14 protein-coding genes are annotated in these 15,412 nt (G+C 62.1%); 8 read left to right on the top strand and 6 right to left on the bottom strand.

Features of this window, described 5'->3' with window-relative positions; genetic code table 11:
- Positions 1 to 19: 19 nt before the first annotated feature.
- From I4X03_RS11765 to I4X03_RS11745, 5 genes are all read right to left on the bottom strand, one after another.
- A complete protein-coding gene (locus tag I4X03_RS11765) occupies positions 20 to 2,020 on the bottom strand; it encodes an alpha/beta hydrolase family protein (RefSeq protein WP_223468410.1) in 2,001 nt (666 codons plus the stop codon).
- A 110-nt stretch (positions 2,021 to 2,130) separates the two neighbouring features.
- Positions 2,131 to 4,179: a sodium:solute symporter family protein gene (locus I4X03_RS11760; protein WP_223468409.1), complete on the bottom strand. Its 2,049-nt coding sequence runs from the start codon at positions 4,177 to 4,179 to the stop codon at positions 2,131 to 2,133.
- A complete protein-coding gene (locus tag I4X03_RS11755) occupies positions 4,176 to 4,487 on the bottom strand; it encodes a DUF4212 domain-containing protein (protein WP_223468408.1) in 312 nt (103 codons plus the stop codon). Before I4X03_RS11755 ends, I4X03_RS11760 begins: the two co-directional genes overlap by 4 nt.
- Positions 4,487 to 6,010: a sensor histidine kinase gene (locus I4X03_RS11750; protein WP_370660511.1), complete on the bottom strand. Its 1,524-nt coding sequence runs from the start codon at positions 6,008 to 6,010 to the stop codon at positions 4,487 to 4,489. Before I4X03_RS11750 ends, I4X03_RS11755 begins: the two co-directional genes overlap by 1 nt.
- Positions 6,007 to 6,717 carry a response regulator gene (locus I4X03_RS11745; protein ID WP_223468407.1) on the bottom strand — a complete coding sequence of 237 codons (711 nt, stop codon included), beginning with the start codon at positions 6,715 to 6,717 and terminating at the stop codon, positions 6,007 to 6,009. The genes I4X03_RS11750 and I4X03_RS11745 overlap by 4 nt, the downstream gene beginning before the upstream one ends.
- Before the next feature lie 187 nt (positions 6,718 to 6,904).
- Here I4X03_RS11745 and recA point away from each other — a divergent pair, with 187 nt between their 5' ends.
- From recA to I4X03_RS11705, 7 genes are all read left to right on the top strand, one after another.
- Complete coding sequence (gene recA / locus I4X03_RS11740; RefSeq protein ID WP_223468406.1) at positions 6,905 to 7,990, top strand: recombinase RecA; 1,086 nt, start codon at positions 6,905 to 6,907, stop codon at positions 7,988 to 7,990.
- Positions 7,991 to 7,997: 7 nt separating this feature from the next.
- Positions 7,998 to 8,450 carry a recombination regulator RecX gene (recX, locus tag I4X03_RS11735; RefSeq protein WP_223468405.1) on the top strand — a complete coding sequence of 151 codons (453 nt, stop codon included), beginning with the start codon at positions 7,998 to 8,000 and terminating at the stop codon, positions 8,448 to 8,450.
- 509 nt (positions 8,451 to 8,959) lie between these two features.
- The gene (locus I4X03_RS11730) at positions 8,960 to 9,526 is read left to right on the top strand and encodes a DUF2889 domain-containing protein (RefSeq protein ID WP_223468404.1); all 567 of its coding nucleotides are present in this window, start codon (positions 8,960 to 8,962) and stop codon (positions 9,524 to 9,526) included.
- 80 nt (positions 9,527 to 9,606) lie between these two features.
- Complete coding sequence (gene sucC / locus I4X03_RS11725; RefSeq protein WP_223468403.1) at positions 9,607 to 10,776, top strand: ADP-forming succinate--CoA ligase subunit beta; 1,170 nt, start codon at positions 9,607 to 9,609, stop codon at positions 10,774 to 10,776.
- A 15-nt stretch (positions 10,777 to 10,791) separates the two neighbouring features.
- Complete coding sequence (sucD, locus tag I4X03_RS11720) at positions 10,792 to 11,673, top strand: succinate--CoA ligase subunit alpha (RefSeq protein WP_223468402.1); 882 nt, start codon at positions 10,792 to 10,794, stop codon at positions 11,671 to 11,673.
- Positions 11,674 to 11,891: 218 nt separating this feature from the next.
- A complete protein-coding gene (locus tag I4X03_RS11715) occupies positions 11,892 to 12,458 on the top strand; it encodes an FHA domain-containing protein (protein ID WP_223468401.1) in 567 nt (188 codons plus the stop codon).
- Positions 12,459 to 12,646: 188 nt separating this feature from the next.
- Positions 12,647 to 13,081, top strand: coding sequence for a pilin (locus I4X03_RS11705; protein ID WP_307735361.1), 435 nt, complete (start codon positions 12,647 to 12,649; stop codon positions 13,079 to 13,081).
- A gap of 91 nt (positions 13,082 to 13,172) precedes the next feature.
- Here the strand turns inward: I4X03_RS11705 and moaC are convergent, their stop codons facing one another.
- A complete protein-coding gene (gene moaC / locus I4X03_RS11700; protein ID WP_223468400.1) occupies positions 13,173 to 13,676 on the bottom strand; it encodes a cyclic pyranopterin monophosphate synthase MoaC in 504 nt (167 codons plus the stop codon).
- Between the two features lie 73 nt (positions 13,677 to 13,749).
- Here moaC and I4X03_RS11695 point away from each other — a divergent pair, with 73 nt between their 5' ends.
- A complete protein-coding gene (locus I4X03_RS11695; protein WP_370660510.1) occupies positions 13,750 to 15,348 on the top strand; it encodes a M48 family metalloprotease in 1,599 nt (532 codons plus the stop codon).
- Positions 15,349 to 15,412: the final 64 nt, after the last annotated feature.

Here is a 15,412-nt window from a genome sequence, read left to right as displayed (position 1 = left end):
CCGCAAATTGCCGGCTGTGTTACGGCTTGCCAATGTGCCGGTCGAGGAATTTCTCCACGCGCGACCAGAAATCGATGCGGTTCTCCGGCAGCGCCCAGCCATGGCCCTCGGTCCGGTATTCGATCCACTCGACATTCGGATTGGTCTTCTTGACCGCGGCGTGGAACTTTTTGCCGTGGTAGATCGGCACCCGCTCGTCGGCGCCGCCATAGGCCAGCAACAGCGGCTGCGTCACGCGCGCGGCCTGCAGCAGCGGCGAGGTGGCCTCGAATTGCGCGGCGTCCTTGACCGGGTCGCCCAGCAGTTCTGGCATGCCGTAGCGCCTATAGCGCGCCGTCACGTTGGACATGAAGCCCCAGCTGCCGCTGTAGAGCAGACCGATGTCGGTGACGCCCGCCCAGTTGATCCCGCATTTGTACAGCCCGGGGTCGTTGATCAGCCCCATCAGCACCGAGTAGCCGCCGTAGCTGGCGCCGGCGATGCACACGCGGTCTGGATCGGCGATGCCCTGCGCCACCGCCCACTTGACGCCATCGGCGATATCGTCCTGCATCGCCTTGCCCCATTGCTTCCAGCCCGCGCGGAAGTGGGCATTGCCATATCCGGTACTGCCGCGGAAGTCCGGCTCCAGCACGGCGTAGCCGCGCGTGGCGAGGAACTGCGAATCGGAATCCCAGCCCCACGCATTGCCGCGCAGATAGGGGCCGCCGTGGACCACCACCACCAGCGGCAGCTTGTCCTTCTTGGCGCCCGGAGGCATGGTCAGCAAGGCAGGAATCTCGAGGCCGTCGCGCGCCTTGTAGCGCACCGGTTTCTGGCGGCCCATCTGCTCCGGCTTGATCGCCGGGTAGGACGCGCCGATCCGGATGAAGGCCTTGGTCTTGGTGTTGTACAGCAAGAACGCGCGCGGCTGCACGTCCGAGTAGGCGGTGACCAGCACCACCGGCAGCTCGGGCCGGGCCGCGATCGAGATCAGGTTGACCGTCGACGTCAGTTTGCTATCGACTTCTTTCTGGATCGCCTGCATTGCCGGATCGATCCAGACATTCGACTCGGCGTCGGTGGTGACCTGCAGGCCAAGCACTTTGCCGTTGCTGATCACCAGATTGCCGGTGAAGTCATAACCTTTCGTTTCCACCACTGGCTCATCGCTGAGTTTGCCACTAGCCAGGTTGTAGGTGTGCACCGACGCCTTGTCCTTGCCCGCCGTCGCCTCGACATACAGGGTGCCGTCGGGGCCGAACGCCAGCGGCGAGAACGAGCCCGCCTGCGCCTTGTACGACGCAAAGCTGGTCAGCTTGCGCCAGTCGCCGCCGACGCGGTCGCGATGGTAGATCGCTTGCTGGTCGCCCTCATAGGCCAGCGCCAGCCGCGGCTCGCCATTGTGGTCGAGGATGAAGCGGCGGGTGCCAGCCGGACCGATCAGGTTGGTGGACTGCTGGGTGCGCGTATTCAGGTGGATCAGCTTGACGTTCGACACTTCCCAGTTCGAGTCGTACGAGTTGCTGCGCACGTAAATCCAGTCGGAATCCTGGCGCCCCACCTGGTCCAGGATGAAGGTGTGCCAGGGCAGCTGCTTGCTGGTCTTGATCATGCTCCCGGTCTCGATCCGGCCGCCTTCGCCGGCGCGGTCGACCAGCTGGACGAAATTCTTGCCGTCGCGGTCGATCGCATACAGGCCTGGCGCGTATTCGCGTTCACCCTGGGCCGACTGGCTGTCGTGGGTGTCGAACACCAGGCGGTTGTCGTTCACCCAATGGAAGCGGCCAACGTCGCCGTTGCCGAAGGCGGCGATCGACGTCATGGTGTTGGTCGCTACATCGATCACGGCTAGCCGGTCGCGCTTGCCGGTTTCGGCTTCGCGCAGCGCCACGAACCGTGCATTGGGCGAGAGCACCGGCGCGTCCAGCACCGGGTTGCCAAAGAAGCTTTCGATGGGCGGCGCGGCGCCGGCCAATGCGGCCACCGACAGCAGCGACAGCCCGACTAACAGGCGCAGGGAACAAACCAACTTGGGCATGCGATCTCCGAAATTTTAAAAAGAACCAGTCTGCGCGTCATGCCACCGCGCGGATTGCGACAGAACAATATCATTGACGGAAAACCAACAATAGCTATCAGAAGCGCCAGCTATTCAGGCGAGCGGATATGGTCGACCAGCGCGTCCGACCTGCGGCTCGGCGGCGCCGTCAGCAGGCTGGCGAGCACCATCACGGCGATGCCGGCCGGCACCCCGAAAATACCGGCCGAAATTGGCGCGATGTGGAACCACTGGGCCGCCGCCGAGCCGCCGAAACCGGGGTAGGTGGTCAGCATGTAATACAGGCACATGACGAAGCCCGCGATCATGCCGGCGATGGCGCCCTGGTGGTTGGCGCGCTTCCAGAACACGCCCAATACCAGCGCCGGGAACAGCGTCGACGCCGCCAGCGAGAATGCCGCGCCCACCAGCGAGAGGATGTCGGCCGGCCGCTGCGAGGCGGCGTAGGCGGCGATGAACGCCACCGCCAGCAGCAGCAGCTTGGAGATCGTCACCCGCTTCTGGGTTGACGCGGTCGGGTCGACGATCTTGTAATAGACGTCGTGCGACAGCGCGTTGGAGATGGCCAGCAGCAGGCCGTCGGCGGTCGACAGCGCGGCGGCCAGGCCGCCGGCCGCCACCAGGCCCGACACCACGTAGGGCAGGCCGCCGATTTCAGGCGTGGCCAGCACCAGCACGTCGCCATCGATGGCGATTTCGGCCAGCTGCACGATGCCGTCGCGGTTGATGTCGGCGATGCTGATCAAGGGGCTGACCTTGTCGACATTGGCCCAGTAAGAGATCCAGTCGGGCAGCTTGCTGAAATCGGCGCCCACCAGCGAGCTGTAGATGTCGTACTTGACCAGCACCGCCAGCGCCGGAATTGTCAGGTAGACCAGCAAGATGAAGAAGAGCGTCCAGAACACCGAGCCTCGGGTCTCGCGCACCGACGGCGTGGTGTATGACCGCATCAGGATGTGCGGCAGCGCAGCGGTGCCGAGCATCAGGCAAAACACCAGCGCGAGGAAGTTATTCCGGCGGATGTCCGACTGGACCGGGTCGTCGCCCGGGAATGGCGTGGCGTGAGGCGCAAGCTTGCGGGCGCGTTTCAGGTTGGCGTCGCGCGCGCCGCCCCAGATGCTGCGCGCGTCGGCCGCATCCTTCGGGTAGTTGATCAGGGCGCGCTCGGCGGCGCGAATCTCGGCCAGCGACGCGTTGCGCATGCGGACTTCGTCGAGTTGACGCTGGACGTCCTCCTTGCCGCGCTCCCACGATGCCGGCAGCGCCGCGATCTTCGCCTGGTACGCCTGGGCGCGCTCCCGGAAGATGGCGCGCACCTGCTGCTCTTTTGGATCGGCCGCCAGTTCGGCCTCGCGCTGGGCAAGCTTCGGCATCACCGAGCCGTAGGCCAGCTGCGGGATCGGGATGTCGGCGTGCTTCACCGACAGCCACATGGTCGGGATCAGGAAGGCCACCAGGATGATGATGTACTGCGCCACCTGGGTCCATGTGATGCCGCGCATTCCGCCAAGGAAGGAGCACACCAGGATACTGGCCAGGCCGAGGAAAATCCCGACCGAGAAGTCGACCCCGGTGAAGCGCGAGGCGATCAGGCCGACCGCATAAATCTGCGCGACGACATAAGTGAACGAGACAACGATGGTGGCGCCGACCGCCATCGCGCGCACCGGACCGCCGCGCCCCCCCGCGCCGCCGCCGTAGCGCGTCGCCAGGAAGTCGGGAATGGTGTACTGGGCGAAGCGGCGCAGGTAGGGCGCGATCAGCAGGGCCACCAGGCAGTAGCCGCCGGTCCAGCCCATGATGTAGGCCAGGCCGTCGAAACCATGCAGGTACAGGCCGCCCGCCAGGCTGATGAAGCTGGCGGCGGAAATCCAGTCGGCCGCCGTGGCCATGCCGTTGAACAGCGACGGCACCCGCCGTCCGGCGACGTAGTATTCCGAGACGTTCGAGGTGCGGCTGATCACGCCAATGCCGGCGTACAGCACGATGGTGGCGAACATGAACGAGTAGCCGATCCACAGGCGCGGCATGCCTTCCTGCTCGAGCAGCGCGAGCGAGATCAGGAAGCCGGCGAAGCAGGCCGTGTACCAGAGATAGTAGCGCGACAGCTTGTTGAAGTAGGGCGAGGCGCCGTTCATGCAAGCTCCCGCTGGCGCGCTTCGAATTCGCGGTCGGCGCGCCGCATCGCCCAGGCATAGGCGCCGATGATGGCGAGGAAGATCAGCAGCGAACCCTGGGCCGCCAGGTAGAACGACAGCGGCCAGCCGAGGATCGACAGGTTTTGCAGCTCACGCGCGAAGAACACCGTGCCGAAGGTCGTGACCAGCCACAGGGCAAGCAGAACGCCGGTGATGGCGCGGGTGCGGCGCCAGTGCAGCGCGCGCGCCGTTACCAGCGTATGCAGGCGGCGGGCCGCCAGGCCCGCGTCGTCGTGCTGTGATTCCATCAGTTCGCTTCCTCTACGATGCTGGGCGGGCGCGGGAAGGTCACGCGGAACAGGCTGCCGGGTAGTTTTCTGGCGAAGCCGCGCGGGTTGCTGAACACATCGACTTCGGCACTGTGCTGCTGGGCGATCTCGCGCACGATCGCCAGGCCCAGCCCACTGCCGCTGGCGCTGCTTCCCAGGATCCGGTAAAAGCGCTCGAACACGTGGGCCCGTTCGGCCGGGGCGATGCCCGGCCCGGTATCTTCGACTTCGAGGATGGCCTGCTGGGCATCGAGGCGCACGCGCACGGTGACGCTGCCGCCGGCCGGGGTGTAGCGCAGCGCGTTGTCGATCAGGTTCGACAGCAGTTCGCGCAGCATCATGGCGTTGCCTTCAATCGCCACCTGGGCGTCCGAGACTTCGAAGCCGAGGTCGATCCGGTACGTGAACGACGCCTGCACCCAGTCCTGCACGGTGTCGCGCGCCAGCACATTCAGGTCGACCTGTTCAAATGCCAGCCCGGTGTGCGGCTGGTTTTCGGCACGCGCCAGCGCCAGCAGCTGGTTGACCAGGCGCGTGGCCGATTCCGAACTCTTGGCCAGCTGCTCGAGCGAGCGGTGGATTTCGTCCGGGTCGATCTGGCGCAGCGCCAGTTCCGACTGCATGCGCATGCCGGCCAGCGGCGTCTTCATCTGGTGCGCGGCGTCGGCGATAAAGCGCTTTTGCATGTCGATGGTCTGCGACAGGCGCGCCAGCATGTCGTTGAGCGAACCGACCAGCGGCGAGATCTCTTCCGGCACCTGGGTCGCGTCGATCGGCGACAGGTCGTCCGGGCGGCGCGCGCGGATGCGCTGCTGCAGTGCGGCCAGCGGCGACAGGCCGCGAGCCAGCGCGAACCACACCAGTGCCAGCACGATCGGCAGGATGATGAACTGCGGGAGGATCACGCCCTTGATGATCTCGTTGGCCAGGAGGGCCCGCTTGTCGAGCGTTTCGGCCACCTGCACCAGCGCCGCATGCGGTTCGGTGTTGCGCGCAGCCGGGCGCAGGTTGACATAGCTGAAGGCCACGCGCACCTGGGTGCCGTTCATGGCATCGTTGCGGAAATGGACAGTCCCGGTGCGGTAGCGGTCCGGGTTGGTGGGCAGCGGCAGCTCGCGGTCGCCGTCCACGTATTCCTTGTACGGGCCGGTGACCTGGAAGTAGACATTGTCGACATCGTCGGCGCGCAGGATGTCGCGCGCGGTGCCCGGCAGGCGCGACACTGCCTTGCCGTCGACTTCGCGCACCTGCTGCGCCAGCACGGTCACGCTGTCTTCCAGCGCATGGTCGAACGGCTGGTTGGCGATCGACTTGGCGACCAGGTAGGTGATCGCGATACTCATCGGCCAGAGCAGCAGCAGCGGCGCCAGCATCCAGTCGAGGATCTCGCCGAATAGCGAGTGCTGGATATTCTCTTCAGGTTCGGGATTGGGCGGCTGGTACAGTTCGGCCGGCGGAGGCGGCTCGTTGATTCCGACCAGGCCGGCGTCGCGGTCGTTCACTTCGATTCGGCAGGGGCGTCCGCGCCGGCGCGCGCGGCATCGGAGAATTTTTCAAGGCAGTAGCCAAGCCCGCGCACGGTGGCGATGCGCACGCCGCCCAATTCTATTTTCTTGCGCAGGCGGTGCACGTAGACTTCGATGGCGTTGTTCGACACTTCTTCGCCCCATTCGCACAGATGGTCGACCAGCTGTTCTTTGGAGACCAGCCGGCCGGTGCGGGCGAGCAGGATTTCAAGCAGGCCGAGTTCGCGCGCCGACAGGTCGAGCATCTGGTCGTTGACGTAGGCGCTGCGGCCGACCTGGTCATATACCAGGGGGCCGTGACGGATCACGGTCGGGCCGCCGCCGGCGCCGCGCCGGGTCAGGGCGCGCACCCGCGCTTCCAGTTCGGACAGCGCGAACGGCTTGGCCATGTAGTCGTCGGCGCCCAGGTCGAGGCCATTGACGCGCTGCTCGATCGAATCGGCCGCAGTGAGGATCAGCACCGGCAGCAGCGACGCGCGCGCGCGAAGGCGGCGCAGCACTTCGAGGCCGGACATCTTGGGCAAGCCCAGGTCGAGGATCAAGAGGTCGAATTCCTGGGTCGACAGGGCGGTATCGGCCTCCTGGCCGTTGCGCACGCAGTCGATGGCGTAGCCCGACTGGCGCAGGGAACGCGTCAGTCCGTCGGCAAGCACACTATCATCTTCGGCAAGTAGAATACGCATGGGGCACCGGAACGTCGAACAGGCAGAGGGTCCTATTGTGTTTCATTTTCCGTAACACTGCGAGAATAATCACGATTTTTGATCTATTTACGGATATCTGCAAGTTGCGCTTGCCAAGACCACTGTTTTTTTATACAGTACCGGCTGAACGAGTGACTTCGCCCTTTTCCCAGACTGAAAGAACATTATGGACGATAAGAAAACCGCATTGCATGGCGCAGAAAAGGGCAAGGCGCTCGCCGCCGCCCTGGCACAAATTGAAAAGCAGTTTGGCAAAGGTTCGGTCATGCGCATGGATGCCAGCATGCCGGTGGAAGAAGTCCAGACCGTGTCGACCGGCTCGCTCGGCCTCGACATCGCGCTGGGCGTCGGCGGCCTGCCGCGCGGCCGTATCGTCGAAATCTACGGTCCCGAGTCGTCGGGTAAAACCACCCTGACCCTGCAAACCATCGCGGAAATGCAAAAGCTGGGCGGCACCTGCGCGTTTATCGATGCCGAGCACGCGCTTGACGTCGGCTATGCACAAAAACTTGGCATCAACCTGTCGGAGCTGCTCATTTCGCAGCCGGACACCGGCGAGCAGGCACTGGAAATCACCGATGCGCTGGTGCGCTCGGGCAGCGTCGACCTGGTGGTCATCGACTCGGTGGCGGCGCTGACCCCGCGCGCTGAAATCGAAGGCGACATGGGCGACTCGCTGCCAGGCCTGCAGGCGCGCCTGATGTCCCAGGCGCTGCGCAAGCTGACCGGTTCGATCAACCGCACCAACACCCTGGTCATCTTCATCAACCAGATCCGCATGAAGATCGGCGTCATGTTCGGCAGCCCTGAAACCACCACCGGCGGTAACGCGCTGAAGTTCTACGCGTCGGTCCGCCTGGACATCCGCCGCACCGGCTCGATCAAGTCCGGCGACGAAGTCATCGGTAACGAAACCAAGGTCAAGGTCGTCAAGAACAAGATCGCGCCACCGTTCAAGGAAGCGCACTTCGACATCCTGTACGGCGCCGGCACCTCGCGCGAGGGCGAAATCCTCGACCTGGGCGCGGACAACAAGATCGTTGAAAAGTCCGGTTCCTGGTACAGCTACAACGGCGAGCGCATCGGCCAGGGCAAGGACAACGCACGTACCTACCTGCAAGAGCGTCCGGCACTGGCACGCGAGATTGAAAACAAGGTCCGTGCCGCCCTCGGCGTGCGCGAATTGCCAGCGGTTGTTGGCGATGCCGAGGCGACCCCGAAAGTCGCCAAGCTGAAGGCCGTCGCCGAATAACAAGGCAATGAAGCCCCGGCTCAGTCTCAAGGGCCGTGCCCTGCGTTATTTGTCGATGCGGGAGCACAGCCGGCTGGAACTGGGGCGCAAGTTGTCGCGTTATGCGGAGGAGGGCGACGATGTCGAGGCCCTTCTTGATTTCCTGGAAAAGAACAACTGGCTGTCGCAGGAGCGCTTCTCCGAATCGCTGGTGCACCGGCGCTCGGCGCGCTTTGGCAACAGCCGCATCATGGCCGAGCTGCAGAGTCACGGCCTGAGCAGCGAAGCGCTCAAGGAAGTGAAGGCCGGCCTGTCCGACACAGAGATCGCGCGTGCGCGCGAACTGTGGGAGCGCCGGTTTGGCGAGGTTGCCACTGACCCTGCCGCACGCAACAAGCAAATCCGTTTCCTGATGCAGCGCGGCTTTTCGCAGCGCGCCGTGTTCAGCGCAGTCAAGGGCGAGCCAGAAGACGACTTCTGAGCCGCTTCCCGTGGCTTCCGCCGAGGCCGCCTTCCGTTGTTGATGTGTGCCGTGACAGGCGCGCATCTCCTCACCAACAGCGGGTGGCCTCGCCGGCATCCCCGTAGCAAGAATCTGAACATCTAGATCGGTAGGGCGGACAAGCGCGAAGCGCGCCTCCGCGTGCGTGCCGTTGGCGTTGGCGTATCGATTTTTTGAACCTACCTGCGTTCGCCCGATAATCATTCAACGGCATCCCTGCTCGCCGGAATCGGCGGAGGCGCGCTCCGCGCTTGTCCGCCCTACAGTCCCATCTATTCAGGCATTGCACCCCCACCGTTTCGCCGTCGATGGAACATTATCGCATCGACAACAGACTGATGTTATGCCGCAATGCAGCGTCCACATGTGATAAACTTTTGTGGTTTAAGCAGCGCCGCATGAGCGGTAGTTGCCGCAGAAGCTGCGGTAGCGTGCATCAGCACACCAGCTGCACACAATTTTTCGCCGCTCTCCGGCATTCGGCCCTTATGCCCCTGTCATCACCTGTTCCGCGCGCGTTGCGGCACACCCGCGCCATCCAAGTCGAAGCGTTCAAGCGCGACGATGGCCTATGGGATCTCGATGCGCGAATCACCGATGTGAAAGTGAACGACGTGACGCTCGCTTCCGGCGTCCGGACTGGCGGAACACCCCTGCATGAACTCAGCCTGCGCATCACCATTGACCTCGAACTGACCATCGTCGACGCCGAAGCGGCCTCCGATGCGGTTCCCTATCCGGGCTATTGCGATACCATCGGTCCTGCCTACAAGCAGCTGGTTGGCCTGTCGCTGATGAAAGGTTTCCGCGCGGGCTTGAAAGAGCGCCTGTCCGGCGTCCTCGGCTGCACCCACCTGACCGAACTGGCGCAAGTCTTGCCGACGGCCGCCATCCAGGCGTACGCCAACGATGTCATCAAAACCCGCGATGGCGCCGACGACGACCTGTTGCCCCATCGTCCGTTCCAGATCGACAAATGCCACGGCCTGCGCGCCGATGGCCCGGCGGTCGCCATGTATTATCCGCGCTGGGTTGCGAAACCAGTGACCAGCTGACCAGAGTTCCGTTTTTCCGACGTTCGTTTCACATCTCAACCGTATTTCTACAAATCAGCATCATAAGAAGGGAAGCCAGCATGAAAATCCATGAGTATCAAGGCAAAGAAATCCTCCGGCAATTCGGAGTGACGGTACCGCGCGGCATCCCGTGCATGTCCGTAGAAGAGGCTGTCAAAGCAGCAGAGACGCTGGGCGGCCCGGTCTGGGTAGTCAAGGCGCAGATTCATGCTGGTGGCCGCGGCAAGGGCGGCGGCGTGAAAGTCGCAAAATCGCTGGAGCAGGTCAAGGAATACGCAGAACAGATCATGGGCATGCAGCTGATCACGCATCAGACCGGCCCTGAAGGCCAGAAAGTACGCCGCCTGCTGGTGGAAGAAGGCGCGGACATCAAGAAAGAACTGTACGTGTCGATGGTCACCGACCGCGTCAGCCAGAAGGTTGTGCTGATGGCGTCGTCGGAAGGCGGCATGGACATCGAGGAAGTCGCTCACTCGAACCCGGAAAAAATCCACTCGATCGCGATCGACCCATCGGTCGGCCTGACCGACGCGGAAGCGGACGACATCTCGACCAAGATCGGCGTTCCTGCCGAATCGCTGGCCGACGCGCGCGCCCAGCTCCAGGGCCTGTACAAGGCGTACTGGGAAACCGACGCTTCGCTGGCTGAAATCAACCCGCTGATCCTGACCGGCAGCGGCAAGGTCATCGCACTGGACGCCAAGTTCAACTTCGATTCGAACGCGCTGTATCGCCAGCCAAACATCGTCGCTTACCGCGACCTGGACGAAGAAGATCCGGCAGAAGTCGAAGCATCGAAGTTCGACCTGGCTTACATCTCGCTCGACGGTAACATCGGCTGCCTGGTTAACGGCGCTGGCCTGGCCATGGCGACCATGGACACCATCAAGCTGTTCGGCGGCGAGCCGGCCAACTTCCTCGACGTGGGCGGCGGTGCGACGGCAGAAAAAGTGACCGAAGCATTCAAGATCATGCTGAAGAACCCTGGCCTGAAAGCCATCCTGGTCAACATCTTCGGCGGCATCATGCGCTGCGACGTGATCGCCGAAGGCGTGATCACCGCATCGAAGGCCGTTTCCCTGAAAGTGCCACTGGTTGTGCGCATGAAGGGCACCAACGAAGACATCGGCAAGAAGATGCTGGCCGACTCCGGCCTGCCGATCATCGCCGCCGATACGATGGAAGACGCAGCGAAAGCCGTAGTCGCCGCTGCTGCTGGTAAAGCCTAATTCGAAGGAAATAACATGTCGATCCTGATTAATAAAGATACAAAAGTAGTCACCCAGGGAATTACCGGCAAGACCGGTCAGTTCCACACCCGCATGTGCCGCGAGTACGCGAACGGCAAGGAAGCATTCGTTGCAGGCGTGAACCCAAAGAAAGCCGGCGAAGACTTCGAAGGCATTCCTATTTTTGCCAACGTCGCTGAAGCGAAAAAAGCAACCGGCGCCAACGTGTCGGTCATCTATGTTCCGCCAGCAGGCGCGGCTGCCGCAATCTGGGAAGCTGTCGAAGCTGAACTGGACCTGGCGATCTGCATCACCGAAGGCATTCCTGTCCGCGACATGATGGCCCTGAAGGACCGCATGGCCAAAGCAGGTTCGAAGACCCTGCTGCTGGGCCCTAACTGCCCAGGCCTGATCACCCCTGACGAGATCAAGATCGGCATCATGCCAGGCCACATCCACCGCAAGGGCCGTATCGGCGTGGTATCGCGTTCGGGCACCCTGACCTATGAAGCAGTCGGCCAGCTGACCGCACTGGGCCTGGGCCAGTCGTCGGCAGTCGGCATCGGCGGCGATCCGATCAACGGTCTGAAGCACATCGACGTCATGAAGATGTTCAACGACGATCCTGATACCGACGCGGTCATCATGATCGGCGAAATCGGCGGTCCTGACGAAGCCAACGCGGCTTATTGGATCCGTGACAACATGAAGAAGCCGGTTGTCAGCTTCATCGCTGGTGTTACCGCTCCTCCAGGCAAGCGCATGGGCCACGCCGGCGCGCTGATCTCGGGTGGCGCTGACACTGCGGAAGCCAAGCTGGAAATCATGGCGGCATGCGGTATCACGACCACCAAGAACCCGTCGGAAATGGCGCGTCTGCTGAAAGCCATGCTGTAATTTGTAAGCATGGGCAAAGGTAGTCAATAATGACGGGGAGCGAATTCGCTCCCCGTTTTTATTTCCCCCGTCGTTCCCGCGAAGGCGGGAACCTATAGGTGATCGACCAGGATGGCAGAGCGCGCAATATCGGCGAACTGGACGAAGCATAGGTTCCCGCCTGCGCGGGAACGACGGGGGAGCAGGGGACAGTTGTGAGATCAGACATGGAGAGGCCAGTGGCCAGAATTATCGTATCGCACGGTGACATGGTGGAGCAGGAGGTTGAGCTGATCAAACCACGCATGACCATCGGGCGCCATCCCAGCAACGATATCGTGATCGCGCACCGGGCCGTCAGTGCCCAGCATGCCGCGCTGACCGTATCGGCAAGCGATATCCAGGTGGAAGACCTGGGCAGTACCAATGGTACTTTTGTCAATGGCCAGCGGATCGCGCGGCAGACCCTTGCGGACCGTGATGTCATCAAGGTCGCATTGCATACTATTAGCTACATCGTCGGCACTGCTCCGTCCGCCACGCCAGTCGCGTCCATCGAAGTGCTAACCGGCCCGAACCAAGGGAAGAAGCTCGCTCTCGTCAAGCCGCTGACTACCCTCGGCAGCCCAGGCGTGCTCGTCATAGTGATCGGGCGGCAGGAAGAGCGTTATTTTATTCGCCACGTTGATGGCGCTACACGCCCCCGCATCAATGGCGTTGAAATGCAGGGAGACGAGCAGTTTCTCAATAATGGCGACGCCATTGATCTGGCCGGAACTCGTATGCAATTTTCTGTCAGTGCATGATTACTGACAAACTTCGGAACCTAAACTGACAAAAAATGTCAGTATTAATGACGGAAAATGGCTGAGTTACCTGGTTTTGATGTCTTCGAAATAATAAAAACCCGTGAATTCAAGCTGGCACGGCAATTGCTCATATGAAAGGGCGGTAGCAGTGCAAGACAAAATTTAAACCCACACGGAGAAACACCATGAAATCGATGAAAATGATGAAGAAACAAGCCCAAGCCGGTTTCACCCTGATCGAACTGATGATCGTTGTAGCAATCATTGGTATCTTGGCAGCAGTTGCAATTCCTGCTTACCAAGATTACGTTGCTAAGTCGAAGTTCGCAGCTGCCTTAGGTGAAGTTTCGGCCGCTAAGACACCTTATGAAGTCGCGGTGAATGATGGGGTCGTTGTTGATGCAATCGGTAAGCTTCCGAGCGTCAAGGCCGAAACCACGAACTGCATCATGACTGCAACCGAAACCACCTTGGTCTGTGAAATCGAAGGCGGCCCGGCGGCGGTTAGCGACAAGGCTATTACCTTGACCCGCGACGATGCCGGCCTGTGGACTTGCGGTACCACTGCTGAAGAGAAACACAGCGGTCCTGGTTGCGTCGCCGCCGCAGCAGCACCTTAATAATCGTAAGCGCGAATAATCAACTAAACATCGTTGTAGTCGCAAACGACAAATACTCCAACTCCGGTTGGAGTATTTTTTTGCGTTAGTACTATTGAATCTCAGCGGACCAGTCCCCCGACTTGCCACCATGCTTTTCCAGAACACGAATATTTGTCATCATCATCCCTCTATCAACGGCCTTGCACATGTCGTAGATTGTTAGCAGTCCAACCTGCACCGCGGTCAACGCCTCCATCTCCACCCCAGTCTTCCCCACGGTCTCAACCTGCGCACGGCAATGAACGCTTGACGCTGCCTCATCAATCTCGAAATCCACAGCAACCCGCGTCAGCGCCAGCGGATGGCACAGCGGCACCAGGTCGCTTGTCTTCTTCGCCGCCATGATCGCCGCAATGCGCGCAATCCCCAGCACATCGCCCTTCTTTGCAGTTCCCGACACCACGCGCGCCAATGTCTCTGGCTTCATGCGGACGGTCCCGGCCGCAACGGCAATGCGATGGGTTTCGTTTTTAGCGCCGACATCAACCATGTGCGCCTGTCCGGTCGCGTCAAAATGGGTGAGGTCGCCTTGCGGGTTGGAATTGGTTGTCATTGTTGGGAATGATGGGTGGTAATAAAATGTTGGCGGAAGATGCACGTTTCGCAGATGCGGTTATCATAGCACCGTGAAAACGAAACCAGCTCCAGCTCTTCGACGCCTCACCACGCGAATCCGGCGTGCCGTCACGGCCGTTTCGGCTGCGGCGCTCACGTCCTTTGTCGTTGCGATCCCGGCCGGCTACGCCCAGGCCACCACCGCAGCACCTAGCCTGCCGACGCTCGGCGACACCGCCCGCGAAGACCTGTCTCCCGTATTCGAACGCAAGCTCGGCGAAGAAATCATGCGCGACATCCGCCGCGACCGCGATTTCATCGACGACGATGTCATCCTCGAATACATGAACAGCTTCGGCAACGCGCTCGTCGCCGCTTACCCGGGCGCGCGCGGCGAAACCAATGCCGACTACTATTTCTTCGCCGTGCGCGATCCGGTCCTCAACGCGTTCGCTTTGCCAGGTGGTTTCATTGGAGCGCACACCGGCCTGCTGATCGCCGCGCAGTCGGAATCCGAACTGGCATCAGTGATGTCGCACGAGATCGGCCACGTGGCCCAGCGCCACATCGCCCGCATGCTTGGCCAGCAGCGCCAGGACGCGTTGATCCCGCTGGCGGCGATGCTGCTCGCCGCGCTCGCTTCCAAAGCCGGCAGCGACGCCGCGATGGGTGTCTTCATGGGCGGCCAGGGCCTGGCGATCCAGCGCCAGCTCGATTTCTCGCGCGATGCCGAGCGAGAGGCCGACCGCGTGGGGTTCCAGATTATGGGCGCAGGCGGTTATGACACCACCGGCATGGTCGAGTTTTTCCAGCGCCTTCAGTCGGCCAGCCGCAATTATTCAGACCTGACGCCGGCCTACCTGCGCAGCCACCCGCTGACCTCGGAACGTATTTCGGATATCCAGTCGCGCATCCGCGAAACGCCTTACCGCCAGCGCATCGACAGTATCGAGTTCCACCTGGTCCGCGCGCGCGCGCGCGTGCTGCAGGATGAGTCGGTACAAGGCCTGCGCGACACGCACATGGCATTCGAGAGCCAGCTGACGCAGCTGAACCGGCAGCAGAAGGCGGGCGCGCAGTACGGACTGGCTTTCCTCGAACTCAAGCGCGGCAATCACGTCAAGGCGCAGGAATGGCTGGACAAGGCGCGCGCCACCATGAAGCCGTCCGACAGCGGCGCGGTGATGTCCGCCCAGCGTGCCGGCTCGTATGGCGCTCCGACCTTCGCCAGCCTGGGCGTCGAGATCAAGCTGGCGCCGGGCCAGCCGGCCGCGGTCAAGCTGCAAGGAATGAAGGAAGCCGAACTGGCCCATTTGCAATACCCGCTATCGCGCGGGATCGCGCGCCAATATGCGGATGCAATGATCGCCAACGGCAAACTGGACGACGCTGCGAAGTTCTTGCGTGACCAGGTCCAGCTGTACCGCGAGGAGCCAAAACTGCATGATCTGCTGGCGAAAGCGTACGCGGCGCAGGGAAAGCTGACGCTGCAGCACATGGCGCTGGCCGAGTCGTATGCGTTGGGTGGCAGTGTGCTGGCGGCGCTGGACCAGCTGACGATCGCGCGCAAGGCAAAGGATGCATCGTTCTACGACCTGGCACTGATCGACGCGCGCGAACGCGAATGGCAAGCCAAGCGCAGGGAAGAGATTGAGGAAGCGAAGAAGTAATATGTCGTTCCCGCGCAGGCGGGAATCCAGGCTGAACTAGCTTCGATGCAGTGTAAAGGTTCCC

Origin of the sequence: Massilia soli, assembly GCF_016809835.1 — a bacterium.
GTDB lineage: Bacteria > Pseudomonadota > Gammaproteobacteria > Burkholderiales > Burkholderiaceae_D > Telluria_A > Telluria_A soli.
The sequence above is the reverse complement of the archived record's forward strand: the minus strand, read 5'-3'. Positions and strand labels throughout refer to the sequence as shown.

Excerpts from the sequence above, each read along its gene's own strand:
- sucC (WP_223468403.1), top strand. The coding sequence starts at position 9,607 with ATGAAAATCCATGAGTATCAAGGCAAAGAAATCCTCCGGCAATTCGGA.
- moaC (WP_223468400.1), bottom strand. The coding sequence starts at position 13,676 with ATGACAACCAATTCCAACCCGCAAGGCGACCTCACCCATTTTGACGCG.
- sucD (WP_223468402.1), top strand. The coding sequence starts at position 10,792 with ATGTCGATCCTGATTAATAAAGATACAAAAGTAGTCACCCAGGGAATT.
- I4X03_RS11755 (WP_223468408.1), bottom strand. The coding sequence starts at position 4,487 with ATGGAATCACAGCACGACGACGCGGGCCTGGCGGCCCGCCGCCTGCAT.
- I4X03_RS11765 (WP_223468410.1), bottom strand. The coding sequence starts at position 2,020 with ATGCCCAAGTTGGTTTGTTCCCTGCGCCTGTTAGTCGGGCTGTCGCTG.
- I4X03_RS11745 (WP_223468407.1), bottom strand. The coding sequence starts at position 6,717 with ATGCGTATTCTACTTGCCGAAGATGATAGTGTGCTTGCCGACGGACTG.
- I4X03_RS11705 (WP_307735361.1), top strand. The coding sequence starts at position 12,647 with ATGAAATCGATGAAAATGATGAAGAAACAAGCCCAAGCCGGTTTCACC.
- I4X03_RS11730 (WP_223468404.1), top strand. The coding sequence starts at position 8,960 with ATGCCCCTGTCATCACCTGTTCCGCGCGCGTTGCGGCACACCCGCGCC.
- recA (WP_223468406.1), top strand. The coding sequence starts at position 6,905 with ATGGACGATAAGAAAACCGCATTGCATGGCGCAGAAAAGGGCAAGGCG.
- I4X03_RS11760 (WP_223468409.1), bottom strand. The coding sequence starts at position 4,179 with ATGAACGGCGCCTCGCCCTACTTCAACAAGCTGTCGCGCTACTATCTC.
- recX (WP_223468405.1), top strand. The coding sequence starts at position 7,998 with ATGAAGCCCCGGCTCAGTCTCAAGGGCCGTGCCCTGCGTTATTTGTCG.